A 19,608-nucleotide genomic window follows, 5' to 3' on the forward strand; every position below is an offset into this window, starting at 1 on the left:
CCTCAGGCAGGTCGGGACGCTTTTTCTTCCAGGCCTGACAGGCCTTCACGCCGCGCAAGCTCGGCGATCACCTGTTCAGGACGCAACTTGTAGAAATCCAGCATGACCAGGCAGTGAAACCACAGGTCGGCCGTTTCGGACACGATGCGATCGGCGTCGCCATCCTTGGCGGCCATGACCGTTTCGGTTGCTTCTTCGCCGATCTTTTTCAGAAACGAATCGGGACCCTTGGACAGCAGCCGCGCAACGTAGGACGCGTCGGGCGAACCGCCGTTTTCCGGGCGGCGCGTGGCAATGGTGTCGGCCAGGCGGGACAGGAAATCGCTCATTTGTAGATGCTCTCGGGGTCTTTCAGCACGGGATCCGTCTCGACCCAGCGGGTGGCGCCATCGGTGTCCAGACGCCGGTAGAAACAGCGCTCGCGGCCGGTATGGCAGGCGATGCCGCCCACCTGCTCGACCCGCAGCAGCACCACGTCGCCATCGCAATCCAGGCGCAGTTCGCGCACTTTCTGCACGTGGCCGGACTCTTCGCCCTTGCGCCACAGGCGGCCGCGCGAACGCGACCAGTAGGTAGCGTTGCCGGTGCGCAGCGTTTCGCGCAGCGATTCACGATTCAGGAACGCGAACATGATCACTTTGTGGGTGGTCACGTCTTGCGCAATACCAGGAATCAGGCCGTTGTCGTCGAACACCAGTTCGTCCAGCCAGGCATCGCTGGCCGAGTCCGTCGGGGAAAACGCCGCGGGTTGATCCGCGGCTTCAGAAGTCAGAGCCATGCTATCGATTATCCAGCAGCATCAGTCATTCAGACGCATGGCGATGCCGCGATCGGCCATGAAGCGCTTGGCTTCCTGGACCGTGTGTTGACCATAGTGGAAGATGCTGGCGGCCAGCACCGCGTCGGCCTTGCCTTCGGTCACGCCATTGGCCAGGTCGTCCAGCGATCCCACGCCGCCCGACGCGATCACGGGCACCGGCACCGCTTCGGACACGGCGCGCGTCAAGGCCAGGTCGAAACCCGAGCGCGTGCCGTCGCGATCCATGCTGGTCAGCAGGATTTCGCCGGCGCCATAGTTGGCCATGGTGCGCGCCCATTCGATGGCGTCCAGCCCGGTCGCCTTGCGGCCGCCGTGCGTGAAGACTTCCCAGCGCGGGGTTTCGCCCGGCTGCGACACGCGTTTGGCGTCGATCGCGACCACGATGCACTGCGACCCGTAGCGCTGAGCCGCGTCGCGCACCAGCGTCGGGTTGGTGACGGCCGACGTGTTGATGCCGACCTTGTCGGCGCCCGCGTTCAGCAGCCGGCGCACGTCGCCGACTTCGCGCACGCCGCCGCCCACCGTCAGGGGGATGAAGACCTGAGACGCCACCTGTTCGATGACCGACACGATGATGTCGCGCTGGTCGCTGGACGCGGTGATGTCGAGGAACGTGATTTCGTCGGCGCCCTGCAGGTCGTAGCGGCGGGCCACTTCGACCGGGTCGCCGGCGTCCATCAGGTTCACGAAATTGACCCCCTTCACGACACGACCGGCGGTCACGTCAAGGCAGGGGATGATACGTCGGGTAAGCATGTCGTCAGACCGATCCGAGCTTGTCGGCCAGCGTTTGCGCGGCCTGGAAGTCCAGTGTGCCTTCGTAGATGCTGCGGCCGAGAATGGCGCCTTCGACGCCCTCTTCTTCCACCGCGCACAGCTGTTCGATGTCGCGCAGGTCGGCAATGCCGCCCGAGGCGATGACCGGGATGCGCACGTGCTGCGCCAGGCGCACGGTGGCGTCGACGTTCACGCCCGAGAGCATGCCGTCGCGGCCGATGTCGGTGTAGATGATCGATGCGCAGCCGTAGTCTTCGAACTTCTTGGCGAGGTCGATGACGTCATGGCCCGTGAGCTTGCTCCAGCCGTCGGTGGCAACCTTGCCGTCCTTGGCATCCAGGCCGACGATGATCTGGCCCGGGAACGCGCTGCATGCATCGTGCAGGAAGCCGGGGTTCTTGACCGCGGCCGTGCCGATGATGACGAACGAGATGCCGTTGTCCAGGTAGCGCTCGATGGTGTCGAGGTCGCGGATGCCGCCGCCGATCTGCACGGGAATGTCGTCGCCGACCGCCTTGACGATCGCGCGGATCGACGACTCGTTCTTGGGCTTGCCGGCCACGGCGCCGTTCAGGTCGACCAGGTGCAACCGGCGTGCGCCGAGATCCAGCCAGTGGGTGGCCATGACCGCGGGTTCTTCGGAAAACACGGTAGCGTCGTCGAGGTCGCCTTGACGCAGGCGAACACAACGACCGTCTTTGAGGTCAATCGCAGGAATGAGGAGCATGACGAGTCAGAAAGTGACGTTCGGGTCGGACGGCTGCACACGGCAAGCCAATGAGGAATCGGCCAGGAAGGCCGGCGGGAAGTGCATGCGTATCACGGGTTCCATCGCACGAAATTACGGTAGATCTGCAAGCCCGCGCTGGCGCTTTTTTCGGGATGGAATTGGGTTGCAAAGATGTTATCTCTGGCTACGGCGCAGGTAAAGCCGAGACCGTAATCGGTCCGCCCGGCAATTACCCCTACGTCTTCAGGCACCACATAGTAACTGTGCACGAAGTAGAAATACGTGTCATCGGCCACGCCCTCCCACAAAGGGTGGACCTGGGTCTGCTTCACCCGGTTCCAACCCATGTGCGGGACTTTCAGGCGCGAATCGCCGTCGAAGGCGCTGCCGGCAAAACGCACTACCTCGCCTTTCATGATGCCCAGGCCATTGGATGGGCCTTCCTGGCTGTGGTCGAACAACATCTGTTCGCCCAGGCAGACACCCAGCATCGGCTTGGTGCGGGAGGCGTCGAGCACCGCTTCGCGCAGGCCGGACGCGTCCAGGTTGCGCATGCAGTCCAGCATGGCGCCCTGCCCCGGAAACACCACCCGGTCGGCGGCGGCAATGCCGGCGGCATCGGTGCACAGCCGGATATTGGCGTCGGGCGCGACGTGTTCGAGGGCCCGGGCGACCGACAGCAGGTTGCCCATGCCGTAGTCGACAATGGCAATCGTGGTCACGTCAGAGCACTCCCTTGGTCGACGGGATCGAGCTGCCGGCGCGCGGATCGACTTCCAGCGCCATGCGCAGCGCGCGGCCGAAGGCCTTGAAGACCGTCTCGCACTGGTGATGCGAGTTGACGCCCTTCAGATTGTCGATGTGCAGGGTGATCAGTGCGTGGTTCACGAAGCCCTGGAAGAATTCGCGGGCCAGGTCGACGTCGAAGCGGCCGATCATGGCGCGGGTGAACGGGACGTTGTATTCCAGGCCCGGACGGCCCGAAAAGTCCACGACCACGCGCGACAGCGCTTCGTCCAGCGGCACATAGGCGTGGCCGTAGCGGCGCAGTCCGGCCTTGGTGCCGGCGGCCTGGGCGAATGCCTGGCCCATGGTGATGCCGACGTCTTCCACGGTGTGGTGGTCGTCGATATGCAGATCGCCATCACAGTCCACTTCGATGTCGAACATGCCGTGGCGGGCGATCTGATCCATCATGTGGTCGAGAAACGGCACGCCGGAATTCAGCTTCTGCTTGCCGGTGCCGTCCAGATTGACGGCCACGCGGATGCGCGTTTCGTTGGTGTTGCGAGTGATCTCGGCGCTACGCATGATCAATTCCGGATAGTAGGAAGAATGTCGTTCAGGGCTGCCAACAGGGCAGCATTGTCGTCGGGGGTGCCGATCGAGATGCGAAGGCACTCGGCCAGCAGCGGATGCATGGGGCCCACGTTGCGCACCAGGATGCCGCGGGCCTTCAGGTCGTCGTAGATGCGGGCCGCGTTGCCGGGCTGCGCGGCCACGCTGGAAAAATTCGCCAGCACGAAGTTGGCGGCCGACGGGTAGGACGTCACGCCCGGCAGCGCCGCCAGCGACGCGATCAGCGCGTCGCGATCGGCGCAGATCTGCGCGGCATGCGCGTCCAGCACAGGCTTGTGCTCGAGCACGGCAACGATCGCAGCCTGGGTCAGCACATTCAGATTGTAGGGCGGACGGAGCTTGTCGAGTTGATCGACCCAGGCCGGCGCGCCGGCCAGGTAGCCCAGGCGCATGCCGGCCAGCCCGATCTTGGACACCGTCCGCACGATTACCACATTGGGATGCGACAGCACGAGGTCCATGGACGTGGACCGCGCAAAGGCATGGTAGGCCTCATCGATCACGACCAGTCCGGGGGCGGCTTCGACCACCGTGCGGATCGCATCGGCGCTCCACATCAGCCCCGTCGGGTTGTTCGGCACGGCCAGGAATACGATCTTCGGGCGCAGCCGGGCCATGGCTTCCACCATGGCGGGCACGTCGATCTGCAGGTCCGCCGTCAGCGGCACCCCGGCAAAGGTGGCGTGATTCAGGCGCGCAAAGGCCTCGTACATCACGAACGACGGCCATGGTGACATGACCACGTCGCCCGGCACGCAGGTGGACTGGATCGCAAGACTGATGAGCTCGTCGGATCCGTTGCCCAGCATGATGTCGGCGCCGGCCGGGATGTCGAACGCCGTGCGTACGGCGTCCTTGACCGGCCGGGGATCGGCGCTGGGGTAGCGGTTGAGCGCCACCTTGCCCACCGCGCGAGCCACGGCCGCCTGGATGTCGTCGGGCAGCGAATACGGGCTTTCCATCGCGTCGAGCTTGATCGCCTGGGTGCCGTCGGCCACGGCATACCGCGCCAGGGCCTGGACATCCGGGCGGATGGTCGCGGCGATCACACGGGCCGTGCTGGCGTCGCTGGCGGTCATGGCGTCAGTCCGGCGTGGAAGGTCGGGCGGGATCGTCGAGCCGGAACTCGGCGCTGCGGGCGTGCGCCTGCAGGCCTTCGCCGTGGGCCAGTTCGGACGCCAGACGGCCCAGCGTCTGCGCGCCGGCGGGCGACACATTGATCAGGCTGGACCGCTTCTGGAAGTCATACACCCCCAGCGGCGACGAAAACCGGGCTGTGCGCGACGTGGGCAGCACGTGGTTCGGGCCGGCGCAGTAGTCGCCAATCGATTCGGAGCTGTGGCGTCCCAGGAAGATCGCGCCGGCATGGCGGATCAGGTCGGCCCAGCGGTCGGGATTCTCGGTCGAGATCTCCAGGTGTTCCGGGGCGATGTCGTTGGCGATCGCGCAGGCTTCCTCCAGGTCCTTGACCAGGATCAGCGCGCCGCGGTTCGACAGGCTGGTGCGGATGATCTCGGCACGCGGCATGGTCGGCAGCAGGCGGGCGATGGCGGCTTCGACCTCGGCAATGAAGCCCGCGTCGGGGCACAGCAGGATCGCCTGTGCCAGTTCGTCGTGCTCGGCTTGCGAGAACAGGTCCATCGCGATCCAGTCGGCGGGCGTCTTGCCGTCGCAGATCACCAGGATTTCGCTGGGGCCGGCAATCATGTCGATGCCGACCGTGCCGTACACACGCCGCTTGGCGGCTGCCACATAGGCATTGCCCGGGCCGACAATCTTGTCGACGGCGGCGATCGATGCCGTGCCGTAGGCCAGCGCACCCACCGCCTGCGCGCCGCCGATGGCGATTGCGCGGTCCACGCCGGCAATGGCCGCCGCGGCCAGCACCAGCGGATTGCGCACGCCGTCGGGCGTCGGGGTCACCATCACGACTTCGGCCACGCCAGCCACCTTGGCGGGCACGGCGTTCATCAGCAGGGACGACGGATAGGCGGCCTTGCCGCCCGGCACGTACAGGCCCACACGGTCCAGCGCCGTGACTTTCTGGCCCAGCACCGTGCCGTCGGGCTCGGTGTAGGTCCAGGTCTGCATGAGCTGACGTTCGTGATAGCGGCGGATCCGGTCGGCGGCGCTTTCCAGGGCCGTGCGCTGCGCGGCGGGCAAGGCGTCGAGCGCGGCGAGCCATTCGCTGCGCGGGATTTCCAGCGCTTCGATGTTGTCGGCTTTCAGGCGGTCGAAGCGGCGGGTGTACTCGAGCACGGCGGCGTCGCCGCGCGAGCGCACGTCCAGCAGGATGTCGGTGACGGCGTGTTCGATGGACGCGTCTTCGGACGCCTCGAACGCCAGCAACGTGGTGAGTTGGTGACGGAAATCGTCGCTACGGGTATCCAGTTTGTGGATCAGGGACATGGCGGTACGCTCTGCAGAAATTCGGGATTCGGGGCCGACAGGCGGCGCCTGGAAAGGCAACCGGCCTGCGGTGGGCGCGCCGGGGCACGCCGTGGTTGCGGGATCGCAGCCCCTGCGCGCCGTCTCGGCTGCGGCCCGGAGGCCGCTGCGCCCGTGTCAGCCAGGCATGGCCAGACTGGCGCGCGAGAAGGCGTCGAGCAGGGGCTGCAATCGATGTCGCCGCATCTTGAGCGCCGCCTGGTTCACGATCAGCCGCGACGAGATGTCCATGATGTCTTCCACTGCGACCAGGTTGTTGGCCTTCAGGGTGCTGCCGGTCGACACCAGGTCGACGATCACATCGGCCAGGCCGATCAGCGGCGCCAGTTCCATCGATCCGTACAGCTTGATCAGGTCCACATGCACGCCCTTGGCGGCAAAGTGCTCGCGCGCCGCCTGGACATACTTGGTCGCCACCCGCAGGCGCGCACCCTGGCGCACCGCATTCGGGTAATCAAAGCCGTTGGGCACGGCCACGCACAGGCGGCATTTGCCGATGCGCAGGTCGATCGGCTGATACAGCCCGCCCGGATGCTGCGCCGCGTGTTCGATCAGCACGTCCTTGCCGGCCACGCCCAGATCGGCCGCGCCGTACTGGACATAGGTGGGGACGTCAGACGCGCGCACAATGATGACGCGCACGCATGGGTCGCTGGTCGGCAGGATCAGCTTGCGCGACGTTTCGGGATTTTCGAGCACGGTGATGCCGGCTTCGGCCAGCAAAGGCATCGTTTCGTCGAAGATCCGGCCCTTGGACAGGGCAATCGTGATCGGCGTTTGCGGATTGGCAGGAGAAAAGGCGCTCATTCCGGCGCTCCGGTGCCGACCACCCGGCGGATCTGGGCACCCAGCTTCACAAGCTTGCCTTCCATGCGTTCGTAGCCGCGGTCGAGGTGATAGATACGTTCGATCGTGGTTTCGCCCTCGGCCACCAGGCCGGCGATGACCAGGCTGGCCGACGCCCGCAGGTCGGTCGCCATGACGATGGCGCCCGACAGCGCGGGCGTGCCGATCACGACAGCGGTGTGGCCGTCGATGTCGATGCTGGCGCCCAGGCGGCGCAGTTCCTGCACGTGCATGTAGCGGTTTTCAAAGATGGTTTCGGCAATGATGGAGGTGCCGTCGGCCACCGTGTTCAGCGCCATCAGCTGCGCCTGCATGTCGGTGGCAAAACCCGGGTATTCCTGCGTGCGGAAGCCCACGGCCTGCGGCCGTTCCGTCATGGTGGCGCGGATCCAGTCGTCGCCGCATTCCATCTTCAGGCCGGCTTCGCGCAGCTTGTCCAGCGTGGCGCCCATGCTTTTGGGGTCGGCGTTGCGCAGCGTGATGTCGCCCCCCGTGGCGGCGACCGCGCACAGGAAGGTGCCGGCTTCGATCCGGTCGGGCATGACGCGGTGCGTGGCGCCGTGCAGGCGATCCACGCCTTCGATCACGATACGGTCGGTGCCGTGGCCAGTGATCTGCGCGCCCATCTTGATGAGCAGTTCGGCCAGGTCGACGATTTCGGGTTCGCGCGCGGCGTTCTCGAGCACGGTCGTGCCCTGGGCCAACGTGGCGGCCATCAGCAGGTTTTCGGTGCCTGTCACGGTGACCATGTCGGTACGGATCCGCGCGCCCTTGAGCTTGCGGGCCCGGGCGATCACGAAGCCGTGTTCGATACTGATGTCGGCGCCCATGGCGGCCAGACCCTTGATGTGCTGGTCGATCGGACGCTGGCCGATGGCGCAGCCGCCCGGCAGGCTGACCTTGGCTTCACCAAAGCGCGCCAGCAGCGGACCCAGCACCAGGATCGACGCGCGCATGGTCTTGACCAGCTCGTACGGCGCTTCCAGGCATTCGATGTGGTTGGCGGTCAGGCGGACACGGTGGCTGTCGGACGCGTCACCCGGCGTGCCGCGGTCGGCGCGCACGCCGATCTTGCGCAGCAGGCGCAAGGTGGTGCCGATATCGTTCAGTTCCGGCACGTTTTCCAACGTGACGGTATCGGCGGTCAGCAGCGCGGCGCACAGGCTGGGCAGGGCAGCGTTCTTCGCGCCCGAAATTTCAACCTCGCCACGGAGCGGCGTGCCGCCGGTAATGAGCAGCTTGTCCATCAATTGCCTTTGTATTCTTGCGGTGTAAGAGTGCGCATCGACAGCGCGTGGATTTCCGCGCGCATGCGTTCGCCCAGGGCGGCGTAGACCAGCTGATGGCGGGCGACGGGGCGTTTGCCTTCGAACGCCGAGCTGACGATGACTGCCTCGAAGTGCTGACCGTCGCCCTGCACATCGACGTGATCACAGGCCAGGCCGTCGACAATGTACTGGCGGACCTGTTCAGGGGTGGGAAGAGGAAGATTCATGTTCAGTAGCGCAGCTTGTAACCCGAGGCCAGCAGCCGCAGCGCAATCGCCGCGACCACCAAGAAAGTGCCGCCGACCACCGCCAGGCTGAGCCAGGGCGACACGTCGGACACACCGAAGAATCCATGACGGAATCCGTCAATGGTGTAGAAGATAGGGTTCCAGTGTGACACGGCCTGCCAGAACGGCGGGAGCGAGTGCACGGAATAGAACACTCCGGACAAGAACGTAGCCGGCATGATCAGGAAGTTCTGGAAGGCCGCCATCTGGTCGAACTTTTCGGCCCAGATGCCCGCGATCAGGCCCAGCACCGCCATGATCGCCGATCCCAGCAGGCCGAACACCAGCATCCACCAGGGCGCCGCAAAGTGCGGTCCGGTAAAGAACAGGGCGACGACGTAGATGCTGGTACCCACGACCAGGCCACGCACCACGGCGGCCAGCACGTAGGCCCAGAAGAATTCCCAGTGGGTGATCGGCGGCAGCAACATGAATACCAGGTTGCCGGTGACGCGGCTCTGCATCAGCGACGACGAAGCATTGGCAAAGGCGTTCTGCAGCATACTCATCATCATGAGCCCGGGAATCAGGAAAGCGGTGTACGGAATCGAGCCGTAGACCATCACTCGCCCTTCAAGGACGTGCGCAAAGATCAGCAGGTACAGCACGGCGGTGACGACCGGCGCGGCCACGGTCTGGAAGCCTACCTTCCAGAAACGCAGCATTTCCTTGTAGAACAGCGTGCGAAACCCCGACCCGGCGGTCAGGTCGGGCTGCAGCACCGGCGCAGCGGGCGCAGCGGGTGTGCCAGGAACGGCGCTCATGCGGCCTCCTTCAGAACGGCGGCGGCCACCGGATCGTCATGCATGATATTGAGGAAAGCGTCTTCCAGGTCGGCCGGCAGCACTTCGATGCCCTCGACCACGCCCCCGGCGGCGCGTACCTGTGCCAGCACCTCTTCCACTTCCAGGCTGGCTTCCAGGCGCAGCGCGACCCGCGGCCCCTGCACGTCAACCACCCGGTCGTCCAGCAGCGGGTTGCGGCCGGCGGGCCAGCCCCCGGCGCCCATGTGCAGCACCAGGCGCGAACCGCCCACGCGAGCAAGCAGCGCCCGCGTAGTGTCCAGCGCCACGACACGCCCGCCCTTGAGCATGGCGATGCGATGACAGAGCTCTTCGGCCTCTTCCAGGTAGTGCGTGGTCAACAGAATGGTGTGCCCTTCGCGGTTCAAACGCGAAATGAATTGCCAGAGCGTGCGGCGCAGGTCCACATCGACCCCGGCGGTCGGCTCGTCCAGCACGATGACGGGCGGACGGTGCACCAGCGCCTGGGCGACCAGCACCCGGCGTTTCATGCCGCCCGACAGCGCACGCATATTGGTGTCGGCCTTGGATGTCAGGCCCAGGTTTTCCAAGATTTCGTCGATCCACGCATCGTTATTACGCAGGCCGAAGTAGCCCGACTGGATGCGGAGTGCTTCGCGTACCGTAAAGAACGGGTCGAACACCAGTTCCTGCGGCACCACGCCGAGCGAGCGGCGCGCTTCGCGGAACTGGTCGACGACATCGTATCCACAGACCGACACCTTGCCGGAAGACGCACGCGCCAGCCCGGCCAGAATGGAAATCAGCGAGGTCTTGCCCGCCCCGTTCGGCCCCAGCAGACCGAAGAATTCGCCTGGCGCGACGTCAAGGCTGACGTCATTCAACGCGCGAAATCCTTCTTTCGAGGCGCCCCCCACGCGTTTCCACCAGGAGGTGGCGGCGGGATAGGTCTTGGAAACGTGTTCGATACGAACTGCGGATGGCATGGCGGGCTGCAAGGACGGCTGCGTGGGATCGGCGGACGGCGGCAAGCGCACGCCAGCGGATCAGGAGGCTGAACCCGCTATTATAGGCGCGGCCGGGAAAAGGCAAGAAATCGGACAGGAATCAGACGGAACAGCGGGCCGGAAAGCCAGCTACGCAGACGCCGCAGGAAACGACAACGGGTCCGTGGCTACGCCAGGGACCCGTTGCAGAACACCACATCAGTACTGCCAGGGGCCGGACCGCGCCCCCACGTGCCAGTGATTACTTGGCAGTTTCGAACGAACGGTTGCGGTCGGCCAGCGACTTGATCAGGCCATCGACGCCACCCTTCGTGATCTCTTGCGAGAACTGGTTGCGGTAGTTTTCGATCAGCCAGACGCCCAGCACGTTCACGTCATAGACCTTCCAGGCGGTACCTGCCTTTTCCAGACGGTAGTCGACCGGGATCGGATCGCCATTGGGCTGCTTGATCAGGGTACGAACCACGGTGTCGGTGGCATTGGCTTCGCGGCGGGCAGGCTTCATTTCGATGGAAGTCTGCTGCTTGACCGACGACACGGCGCCGCTATAGGTGCGGACCAGCGTCGTACGGAATTCCTTCACCAGCGCCTTCTGCTGTTCAGGCGTGGCCTGGCGCCAGTAGCGGCCGGCAGCCAGACGCGTCGTCTTTTCGAAGTTGGTGTACGGCAGGATCTTTTCGTCGACCAGCTGCAGCAGGCGCTGCGGGTTGCCGGACTGGATGGCGCTGTCGCTCTTGATGGCGGCCAGGACGTCGTTGGTCAGCTTCTGGACCAGGGCTTCCGGCGCGTCGGCTTCCTGCGCGTGGGCGCGAAAACCGGTCACAGCCAGGGTCAGGCCAACCAGCATCGCGCAAATCACCGCGAAGCGGCGATACAGCGGCTGGGGTGCCGCTTGAGTAAGTGCTTGTACGTTCATGGATAACCTGTAAGGGAAAAGCAGTAGGAGTCTGACCTGTAGCACACCACAGAGTTCAGACCCCTGCAGTGTCAACGTGTTGCGGGGATCGCGGTCGGGTTGGGCGTTGTCGAAGGCGTCGACGACGTGGCCGGATCATCACCGTAGTCGGGCAGCGAGTAGTCAGGCAGGTTGCCTTCGCCGTCGGTCTTGACGCCACGGACCATGCTGTCGCGGCGCTGCAGATAGGCATCGCGGGTGAAGGCGTAGGAGTCCAGGGCGACGTCGTTCAGCAGGTTGCCCACGTCGAGCAGATTGGCCCGGGTGTTGATCAGCTTCAGGACGTACAGCGAGTTACGGACAGGCACATTGTCGACGATGGCGCTGAGGGCCAGCGGATCGAAGGCGAAGTCCACGGCCGTGCCGCTGGCTTCGCGGATCGTGCTGGGGCCGAGCAGCGGCAGCATCAGGTAAGGACCGGTCGGCAGGCCCCAGACGCCAAGGGTCTGGCCGAAATCGGCGCGTACGCGCGGCACGCCTTGCTTGGACGCGACGTCGAAACAGCCGCCCACCCCCATGGTGGTGTTCAGCATGAAGCGGAACGTCATGTTGATGCCTTCCGGCACCCGGTTCTGCAGCACGCTGTTGGCGGCGGACCACACGTCGCCCAGGTTGTTGAAGACGTTGCGGACGCAGCTGCGGACCGGACCCGGGACGATGTTCACGTAGCCCTGGGCCACCGGCTTGAGCACGGCGCGGTCCAGGCTGTCGTTGAACGCGTAGACCTGGCGGTTGACGCCTTCGAGCGGGTCACGCGGATTCTGGCCCACGGGGACGCCGGAAGGAGGAGGTGTCGCGCAGCCGGACAGGATGGCGACCAGCGCCAGGCCCAGCAGGTTCTTGTTGAGTGCGGTAGTCATCGGTGGGTTCTTTTTATTTGTTGGCAGGTTCTTGCGAACCGGCGGAAGGGGTCGGTGCCGTCGGCGCCACAGGAGCCGCTGCCGGGGCAGCTGCAGGCGCGGCGGCCGGCGCAGCGCTGTCGCCGCTGCCGGCAGCGGGCGTCGCGGCATCCGACGCCTTGCTGTAAAGGAACTGGCTGATCAGATTTTCCAGCACAACCGCGCTTTGCGTATAAAGGATTTTGTCGCCTGCCGCAAAATTCTTCTCGTCGCCGCCCGGTTCGATGCCAATGTATTGTTCACCCAACAGTCCGGAGGTCAGGATCTTGGCCGACGAGTCGCTGGGGAACTGGTATTTGCTGTCCATGTCCAGGGTGACGACGCCCTGGTACATCTTGTCGTCGAAGCTGACGCCGGACACCCGGCCGACCACGACACCCGCGCTCTTGACCGGCGCGCGCGACTTCAGGCCGCCGATGTTGTCGAAGTTGGCGGTGATCGTGTAGCTCTTGCCGAACGAGAACGTGCTCAGGTTGCCGGCCTTCAGGGCCAGGAAAATGATGGCGGCGGCGCCCAGCAATACGAACAGGCCCACCCACAAATCGACTTTTTCACGCGACATCTTGTGACCTCCCGGCGACGCCGTCTGGCGTGCCACCCTACCTAAATGAAACATTAACGTCCGTGACTGCCGGCTTGCGCCCGCCATCCAGACACCGCGATCAGTTGCCGAACATCAGTGCCGTCAGCAGGAAATCCAGACCCAGGACCGCCAGCGAACCTGCCACGACGGTGCGCGTCGTGGCGCGCGATACGCCTTCCGGCGTCGGCTTGGCGTGATAGCCCTGGTAGAGCGCAATGACCGTGACGGCCACGCCGAACACCAGGCTCTTGATCACGCCATTGCCCACGTCTTTCCAGACGTCGACGCCGTTCTGCATTTGCGACCAGAACCCGCCATCGTCGATCCCGATCAGCAGGACACCCACGCCCCAGCCACCCAGGATGCCCAGCATCGAAAACACGGCGGCCAGCAGCGGCATCGCAATGATGCCGCCCCACAGGCGCGGCACCAGCACGCGGCGTTCGGGGTCGACCGCCATGACTTCCATGGCCGACAGCTGCTCGCCTGCCTTCATGAGGCCGATTTCGGCGGTCAGGGACGTGCCGGCGCGGCCCGCGAACAGCAGCGCCGTGACGACCGGGCCCAGTTCACGCACCAGGCTGAGCGCGACCAGCAGGCCGAGCGCCTGTTCCGAGCCGTAGCGGCTCAGGGTGTAGTAGCCCTGCAGCGCCAGCACGAAGCCGACGAAAAGGCCCGACACCGCGATGATCACCAGCGAATAGTTGCCGATGAAATGGATCTGCTGCACCACCAGGCCGGGCCGGCGCAGGGCCGTGGCGCTTTTGCCGAGCAGGGTGACAAAGAAACGGGTGAAGGCGCCCAGACCGTACACCCACCCTCGGGCGCCGGCACCGATGGCCGTCAGGAAACGCGTCGCGACATTCATAGCTTGCCTGCCCTCATTGCTTGCCAGCCTGTTGGCGGGCCAGCCAATCGAGGTAAGCCGGCGTTTCCGGATATTCGAACGCCACCGGGCCGTCGGGCGCGCCGTCCAGGAACTGGCGCACGTACGGGTCTTGCGATGCCGACAGCGAAGCCGGCGAACCGGCCGCCACCACGGACCCCTTGCCCAGCAGGTAGACCTGGTCGGCAATGGCGAAAGATTCCTGCACGTCGTGCGTGATCAGGACCGACGCGCAACCCAGCTGGTCGGTCATGGTGCGGATCAGCTGCGCCGTCACGCCCAGGGAAATCGGATCGAGCCCGGCAAAGGGCTCGTCGTACAGAATGAGTTCGGGATCGAGCACGACCGCGCGGGCCAGCGCCACGCGCCGCGCCATGCCACCGGAAATTTCCGAGGTACGCAGGAAGGCAGCGGCTTTCAGGCCGACGGCCTGCAGCTTGGCCAGCACCGTTTCGCGGATCTTGCTTTCGGGCCAGTCGGTATGTTCGCGCAGCGGGAAAGCGACGTTTTCATAGACGTCGAGATCGGTGAACAGCGCGCCCTGCTGGAACAGGACGCCCATGCGCTTGCGGACCGTGAAGACGGCGTCGCCCGACAGGCGGGACAGGTCCTGGCCAAACGCCTGGACCGTGCCCTTCTGGGGTGCGAGCTGGCCGACCGCCGCGCGCAGCAGCGTCGTCTTGCCCGATCCGGATCCGCCCATGATGGCAACGACCTGCCCCGGCCGGACCACCATGTCGATATCGCGCAGGATGGTCCTGTCGCCATAGCCGACCGACAGTCCGCTGAAAGACAGCGCGACGTCGGCAGGCGGGCGGGCCGTGGGGGGAATCGCCGAATCTGGCATGGGTGGCAGGGTGAACCGTAGGTGACACCAGTGTCCGCACAAGGGAGACTGGCTGGTTGGCAATCGGTAACAACCATTGATTCTAGCAGTTTGCGTCGGAAATAAAGTCTGACAGGAGGCTTGCAAGCATGAGCAGACTTACGCACGGACACAAAAGCCCGACAGGCCGCCGTGCGCCTGTGGCGCGCCAGAGACAGGAAAACATCGGGGCGCCCCCTAACCGGGGGCGCCCCGATTAAGTGAGCACTAACTAGAACCTTGAACGCTGGCCGTCAATCAGCCGCTCACCTCGCGAAACGAGCTAACCCGCCCGTCGCTTTCGACCTCTTCCAGCCGGACCTTGAAACCCCACAGGCGTGCCAGATGCTTCATCACTTGATCGGCGTCGTCGCCCGCCAGCGGCCGGCTGCGCGCCCGTGAATGGCGCAGCACCAGCGACCGGTCGGACTCGCGATAGAACCGGGTCACCTGGATGTCCGGCACCATGTTGTCGCGATTGTGCTGTTCCGACAGCAGCTTGCGGATGCGCCGGTAGCCTTCGTCGTCGTGGATCGCGTCGATTTCGAGCTTGGCCTTGGCCTGATGGTCCGCCACCGCAAAGAAGCGGAAGTCGCGGATCAGCTTGGGCGACAGGTACTGCGAAATGAACGACTCGTCCTTGAAGTTGCGCATGGCAAAGTGCAGGGTTTCAAGCCAGTCCCCGCCGGCGATGTCGGGGAACCAGCGCTTGTCCTCTTCCGTCGGGTTTTCGCAGATGCGGCGGATGTCCGTCATCATCGCAAAGCCCAGCGCGTACGGGTTGATGCCGCCGTAGCCACGCTGATCGAATCCCCGCTGGCTCACCACGTTGGTGTGACTTTGCAGGAACTCGATCATGAAGCCGTCGTCGACCAGGCCCTTTTCGTGCAGCCGGTTCAGGATCGTGTAGTGCCAGAAGGTCGCCCAACCTTCGTTCATGACCTTGGTCTGGCCCTGCGGGTAGAAGTACTGGGACACCTTGCGGGTGATGCGCACCAGCTCCTTCTGCCAGGGCGCAAGCTTGGGCGAGTACTTTTCAATGAAATACAGCAGGTTCTCTTCCGGTTCCGCCGGAAATTTTTCGTATTTGCCCGGCTCGGGCACCGGATCGGACTTGGGCACGGTGCGCCACAGGTCGTTGTATTGCACCCGTTCATGTTCGGCCCGGGCAGCCATGCGCGCCGCTTCTTCCCGCATCGACATCGGGCTGGGCCGCTTGTAGCGATCCACGCCATGCGGCATCAGCGCATGGCAGGAATCCAGCAATTCTTCGACCGCGCCAATGCCGTAGCGGTCTTCGCACTGCATCACGTAATTGCGTGCGAACACCAGGTAGTCCAGCACGCCTTCGGCGTCGGTCCACTGCTTGAACAGGTAGTTGCCCTTGAAAAAGGAGTTGTGCCCGTAGCACGCATGCGCGATCACCAGCGCCTGCATCGCCATGGAATTTTCTTCCATCAGGTACGAAATGCAGGGACTGGAATTGATGACGATTTCGTAGGCCAGGCCCTGCGCGCCCTTGCGATAGGCCTGCTCGTTCCGGATGAATTCCTTGCCGTAGGACCAGTGCGGATATCCGATGGGCAGCCCCACCGACGCATAGGCGTCGAGCATCTGCTCGGACGTGATCACTTCAATCTGGTTAGGATAGGTGTCGAGCTTGTATTCCCGGGCGACTTCGGCGATTGCGTCGTCGTAGCGCTGGATGAGCTCGAAGGTCCATTCGGACCCGCGTGAAATCGGGCCCGTCCCGGCGTGGGCCTTGGGGGTCTGGATCGGGGCCCTGGGTTCGATGACGGCACTCATGCGAGCTCCTTCTTGAACAAATCGTGGAACACGGAAAAGATTTCTCCGCGTTCACGGATGCGCCGCATCACGAAATGCGGCGCCGATTCCTGCTCGTACTCGGCCCACAGACTGGTCTTGCGGGCATCGCCCGGATCGGGAATCTCGATATAGGCGTAATAGCGGGTAGCCGGCAGCAGATGCTCCGCCAGGAAGCGCGCGCTTTTGCCTGCATCGGCGCCGAACGAATCGCCGTCGGTCGCCTGCGCGGCGTACACGTTCCAGGTCGATGGCGGATACCGGTCGTGCATGATCTCGCGCATCAGTTCCAGCGCCGACAGCACGACCGTGCCACCGCTTTTCGGGTCGTGGAAGAAGGTGTTCTCGTCCACTTCTTCGGCGTTGTCGGTATGGCGGATGAAGACCAGATCGACATGTTCGTACTTGCGCGACAGGAACAGGTACAGCAGGGTGAAGAAACGCTTGGCAATGTCCTTCTTGGGCTCATCCATCGAACCCGACACGTCCATCAGGCAGAACATGACGGCCCGGGCCATGGGCGCCGCCACCGACACGCGGTTGCGGTAGCGCAGGTCCAGCTCATCAAGAAACGGCACCCGGGCCAACCGCGCCCGGGCTTCTTCGATTTCGACTTCGATCGAGGCCAGCGTGTCCGCATCGGCGCCGGACGCCCTTGCCTCTTCCATTTTCAGTTCCGCCAGTTCCAGCTCGCTGCGGGCCGGCACGCTGAGCGCGATCCGGCGGGACAACGACGTCTTGAGCGTACGGCCGACGCTCAGTGTGCTGGGAGATCCGGAAGTGGTGTAGCCGGCACGCTGGAACTTCTTCTGATGCACGTCGCCAAGTTGCGTGCGCACCAGGTGGGGAAGTTCCAGGTCTTCGAAGAACAGGTTGAGGAATTCCTCGCGAGAGAGGCTGAAGGTGAATTGGTCCACCGACTCCCCTTCGCCAGGATCGCTGCCGGACCCATTGCCGCCCCCGCGGGGACGATCGATCTTGTCCCCTTTCGCGAATTCCCGATTGCCGGGATGCACCATTTCGCGGTCCCCGCCCATGCCGTGGCGGAAACTGGGCTCGGAAATGTCCCGGGCCGGGAGATTGATCTCCCCGCCCTGGTCCATCTGTTCGATGGAACGCTCCTGCACCAGTTCGCGGACGGCCTTGCGAACCTGGTCCTTGTACCGCCTCAGGAAGCGCTCTCGATTGACAGCGCTCTTGTTGCGTCCGTTAAGACGACGATCGATAAGTGAATTCATATTCACCTTTGTTCAGGAAGACTTCCTCACCCGCAGATACCATTCGCAGAGAAGACGCACCTGCTTTTCGGTATAACCCTTGTCCACCATGCGCTCGACAAAGCTCTGGTGTTTGCTGCGGTCTTCGGCCGAGGCCTTGGCGTTGAACGAGATGACCGGCAGCAGGTCTTCGGTATTCGAGAACATCTTCTTCTCGATGACTTCGCGCAGCTTTTCGTAGCTCGTCCAGGTCGGGTTGGTGCCGCCGTTGTTGGCGCGGGCACGCAGCACGAAGTTGACGATCTCGTTGCGGAAGTCTTTCGGGTTCGCGATGCCTGCCGGCTTCTCGATCTTTTCGAGTTCGGCATTCAGCGAGGACCTGTCGAAGCTTTCACCGGTTTCCGGGTCCCGGAACTCTTCGTCCTGGATCCAGCAATCGGCAAACGTCACATACCGGTCAAAAATGTTCTGGCCATACTCGGAATACGATTCCAGGTACGACGTCTGGATTTCCTTGCCGATGAACTCGGCATACCGCGGTGCCAGATACCCCTTGATGAAGTCCAGGTATTTGCGGCGCGTTTCTTCCGGATAGTCTTCCCGGCCGATCTTCTGCTCCAGCACGTACATCAGGTGCACCGGATTGGCCGCGACTTCTGTCTGGTCATAGTTGAACACCGCCGACAGGATCTTGTAGGCGAAGCGGGTCGACACCCCGTTCATCCCTTCGTCCGTGCCCGCGTAATCCTTGTATTCCTGCAGCGCCTTGGCCTTCGGATCGACGTCTTTCAGGCTCTCGCCGTCGTACACGCGGATCTTGGAATAGATGCTGGAATTTTCGGGTTCCTTCAGCCGCGTGAGCACCGAGAACTGCGCCATCATTTCCAGCGTGCCAGGTGCGCACGGCGCCGCGGACAGCGAACTGTTCTGCAGCAGCTTGTCGTAGATGTGAACCTCTTCGGACACCTGCAGGCAATACGGCACTTTGACGATGTAGATCCGGTCCAGGAACGCTTCGTTGTGCTTGTTGTTGCGGAAGGTCTGCCATTCGGATTCATTCGAATGGGCGAGGATCGTGCCGTTGAACGGGATGGCCGAAAAGCCTTCCGTGCCCTTGAAGTTGCCTTCCTGCGTCGCGGTCAGCAACGGGTGCAGCATCTTGATCGGGGCCTTGAACATTTCGACGAATTCGAGCAGACCCTGGTTGGCCAGGCAGAGGCCACCGGAGTAGCTGTACGCATCGGGATCGTCTTGCGAGTAGCGGTCGAGCTTGCGGATATCGACCTTGCCAACCAGCGACGAAATGTCCTGGTTGTTTTCGTCGCCCGGTTCGGTCTTGGCGATGGCGATCTGCTGCAGGACCGACGGGTTCAGACGCACCACGCGGAACTTGGAGATGTCGCCATCGAACTCGCGCAGGCGCTTGACGGCCCACGGCGACATGATGCCGGTCAGATAGCGGCGCGAAATGCCGTATTCGTTTTCGAGCAGATCGCCAAAACGATCCGGGTGGAACAGGCCCAGCGGCGACTCATTGACGGGCGAACCCTTGAGCGCATACACCGGATAGGCTTCCATCAGCACCTTGAGGCGTTCGGCAATGGACGACTTGCCGCCCCCCACCGGACCCAGCAGATACAGGATCTGCTTGCGTTCTTCCAGGCCCTGCGCCGCATGCTTGAAGAACGCAACGATCTGCGCGATCACGTCCTCCATGCCAAAGAATTCCTTGAAGGCCGGATAACGCTTGATGACGCGGTTCGAGAACAGACGGGACAAACGCGGATCGTTGCGGGTGTCAACGATTTCAGGCTCACCGATGGCAGCCAGCATCCGTTCCGCAGAACTGGAATAAGCCATCGGGTCGCGTTTAGCAAGGTTGAGGTAGTCCTCAAGAGACATCTCGGTCTCTTGGGTTTTTGCATACTGCGACTTAAAGCCTTCGACAATATTCAGCACGGAAAACCTCCAACAGCAATGGAAAAGGTCTTTGAAACTCCGTTCTCGTCTGCCGGGGTGGCCCCGGCGCCGGGTCTGTGCCGGCTTGGCGTTCAGTTTTGCAGCAAGGCTTAC

Annotated in this window: 21 protein-coding genes; all 21 read right to left on the reverse strand. The window is 63.8% G+C overall.

The genetic code is table 11. The features are described from left to right. Positions 1–2: 2 nt before the first annotated feature. The 21 genes from HD883_RS15450 to HD883_RS15550 all read right to left on the reverse strand — a co-directional run bounded on the left by HD883_RS15450 (position 3) and on the right by HD883_RS15550 (position 19,491). On the reverse strand, positions 3–329 hold the full coding sequence (locus HD883_RS15450) for a phosphoribosyl-ATP diphosphatase (protein WP_179583876.1): 327 nt from the start codon (positions 327–329) through the stop codon (positions 3–5). Beyond that, positions 326–778: a phosphoribosyl-AMP cyclohydrolase gene (hisI, locus tag HD883_RS15455; protein WP_179583874.1), complete on the reverse strand. Its 453-nt coding sequence runs from the start codon at positions 776–778 to the stop codon at positions 326–328. The genes HD883_RS15450 and hisI overlap by 4 nt, the downstream gene beginning before the upstream one ends. A 21-nt stretch (positions 779–799) precedes the next feature. Continuing rightward, positions 800–1,576: an imidazole glycerol phosphate synthase subunit HisF gene (gene hisF / locus HD883_RS15460; protein ID WP_179583872.1), complete on the reverse strand. Its 777-nt coding sequence runs from the start codon at positions 1,574–1,576 to the stop codon at positions 800–802. Positions 1,577–1,580: 4 nt separating this feature from the next. Then, a complete protein-coding gene (hisA, locus tag HD883_RS15465) occupies positions 1,581–2,324 on the reverse strand; it encodes a 1-(5-phosphoribosyl)-5-[(5-phosphoribosylamino)methylideneamino]imidazole-4-carboxamide isomerase (RefSeq protein WP_179583870.1) in 744 nt (247 codons plus the stop codon). Positions 2,325–2,416: 92 nt separating this feature from the next. Beyond that, a complete protein-coding gene (hisH, locus tag HD883_RS15470; protein WP_179583868.1) occupies positions 2,417–3,049 on the reverse strand; it encodes an imidazole glycerol phosphate synthase subunit HisH in 633 nt (210 codons plus the stop codon). 1 nt (position 3,050) lies between these two features. After that, positions 3,051–3,638 (reverse strand): imidazoleglycerol-phosphate dehydratase HisB, encoded by a 588-nt coding sequence (gene hisB, locus HD883_RS15475; protein WP_179583866.1) that lies wholly within the window; start codon positions 3,636–3,638, stop codon positions 3,051–3,053. 2 nt (positions 3,639–3,640) lie between these two features. Then, entirely contained in the window at positions 3,641–4,765 is a 1,125-nt protein-coding gene (gene hisC, locus HD883_RS15480; RefSeq protein ID WP_179583864.1) for a histidinol-phosphate transaminase, read from the reverse strand. A 4-nt stretch (positions 4,766–4,769) separates the two neighbouring features. Next, positions 4,770–6,095 (reverse strand): histidinol dehydrogenase, encoded by a 1,326-nt coding sequence (gene hisD / locus HD883_RS15485; protein WP_179583862.1) that lies wholly within the window; start codon positions 6,093–6,095, stop codon positions 4,770–4,772. A gap of 156 nt (positions 6,096–6,251) precedes the next feature. Next, positions 6,252–6,941: an ATP phosphoribosyltransferase gene (gene hisG / locus HD883_RS15490; RefSeq protein WP_179583860.1), complete on the reverse strand. Its 690-nt coding sequence runs from the start codon at positions 6,939–6,941 to the stop codon at positions 6,252–6,254. Next, positions 6,938–8,227: a UDP-N-acetylglucosamine 1-carboxyvinyltransferase gene (murA, locus tag HD883_RS15495; RefSeq protein ID WP_179583858.1), complete on the reverse strand. Its 1,290-nt coding sequence runs from the start codon at positions 8,225–8,227 to the stop codon at positions 6,938–6,940. Before murA ends, hisG begins: the two co-directional genes overlap by 4 nt. Beyond that, complete coding sequence (locus HD883_RS15500; protein ID WP_179583856.1) at positions 8,227–8,475, reverse strand: BolA family protein; 249 nt, start codon at positions 8,473–8,475, stop codon at positions 8,227–8,229. The genes murA and HD883_RS15500 overlap by 1 nt, the downstream gene beginning before the upstream one ends. 2 nt (positions 8,476–8,477) lie before the next feature. After that, on the reverse strand, positions 8,478–9,299 hold the full coding sequence (locus tag HD883_RS15505; protein ID WP_179583854.1) for an ABC transporter permease: 822 nt from the start codon (positions 9,297–9,299) through the stop codon (positions 8,478–8,480). Continuing rightward, positions 9,296–10,285 carry an ABC transporter ATP-binding protein gene (locus HD883_RS15510; protein WP_179583852.1) on the reverse strand — a complete coding sequence of 330 codons (990 nt, stop codon included), beginning with the start codon at positions 10,283–10,285 and terminating at the stop codon, positions 9,296–9,298. The genes HD883_RS15505 and HD883_RS15510 overlap by 4 nt, the downstream gene beginning before the upstream one ends. Positions 10,286–10,547: 262 nt before the next feature. After that, a complete protein-coding gene (locus HD883_RS15515; RefSeq protein ID WP_257022226.1) occupies positions 10,548–11,222 on the reverse strand; it encodes an MlaC/ttg2D family ABC transporter substrate-binding protein in 675 nt (224 codons plus the stop codon). A gap of 71 nt (positions 11,223–11,293) precedes the next feature. Further along, entirely contained in the window at positions 11,294–12,121 is an 828-nt protein-coding gene (locus tag HD883_RS15520) for an MlaA family lipoprotein (RefSeq protein WP_179583850.1), read from the reverse strand. A gap of 13 nt (positions 12,122–12,134) precedes the next feature. Then, the gene (gene mlaD, locus HD883_RS15525; RefSeq protein ID WP_179583848.1) at positions 12,135–12,722 is read right to left on the reverse strand and encodes an outer membrane lipid asymmetry maintenance protein MlaD; all 588 of its coding nucleotides are present in this window, start codon (positions 12,720–12,722) and stop codon (positions 12,135–12,137) included. 100 nt (positions 12,723–12,822) lie between these two features. Next, on the reverse strand, positions 12,823–13,611 hold the full coding sequence (mlaE, locus tag HD883_RS15530) for a lipid asymmetry maintenance ABC transporter permease subunit MlaE (RefSeq protein ID WP_179583846.1): 789 nt from the start codon (positions 13,609–13,611) through the stop codon (positions 12,823–12,825). Between the two features lie 13 nt (positions 13,612–13,624). Further along, positions 13,625–14,476, reverse strand: a complete 852-nt coding sequence (locus tag HD883_RS15535; RefSeq protein WP_179583844.1) for an ABC transporter ATP-binding protein — start codon at positions 14,474–14,476, stop codon at positions 13,625–13,627. Positions 14,477–14,752: 276 nt separating this feature from the next. Further along, a complete protein-coding gene (locus tag HD883_RS15540) occupies positions 14,753–16,300 on the reverse strand; it encodes a SpoVR family protein (RefSeq protein WP_179583842.1) in 1,548 nt (515 codons plus the stop codon). After that, on the reverse strand, positions 16,297–17,556 hold the full coding sequence (locus tag HD883_RS15545; RefSeq protein ID WP_179583840.1) for a YeaH/YhbH family protein: 1,260 nt from the start codon (positions 17,554–17,556) through the stop codon (positions 16,297–16,299). Before HD883_RS15545 ends, HD883_RS15540 begins: the two co-directional genes overlap by 4 nt. Before the next feature lie 12 nt (positions 17,557–17,568). After that, the gene (locus tag HD883_RS15550; protein WP_179588536.1) at positions 17,569–19,491 is read right to left on the reverse strand and encodes a PrkA family serine protein kinase; all 1,923 of its coding nucleotides are present in this window, start codon (positions 19,489–19,491) and stop codon (positions 17,569–17,571) included. Positions 19,492–19,608: the final 117 nt, after the last annotated feature.

The sequence above is a fragment of the Pigmentiphaga litoralis genome (assembly GCF_013408655.1).
GTDB classification, from domain to species: Bacteria; Pseudomonadota; Gammaproteobacteria; order Burkholderiales; family Burkholderiaceae_B; genus Pigmentiphaga; species Pigmentiphaga litoralis_A.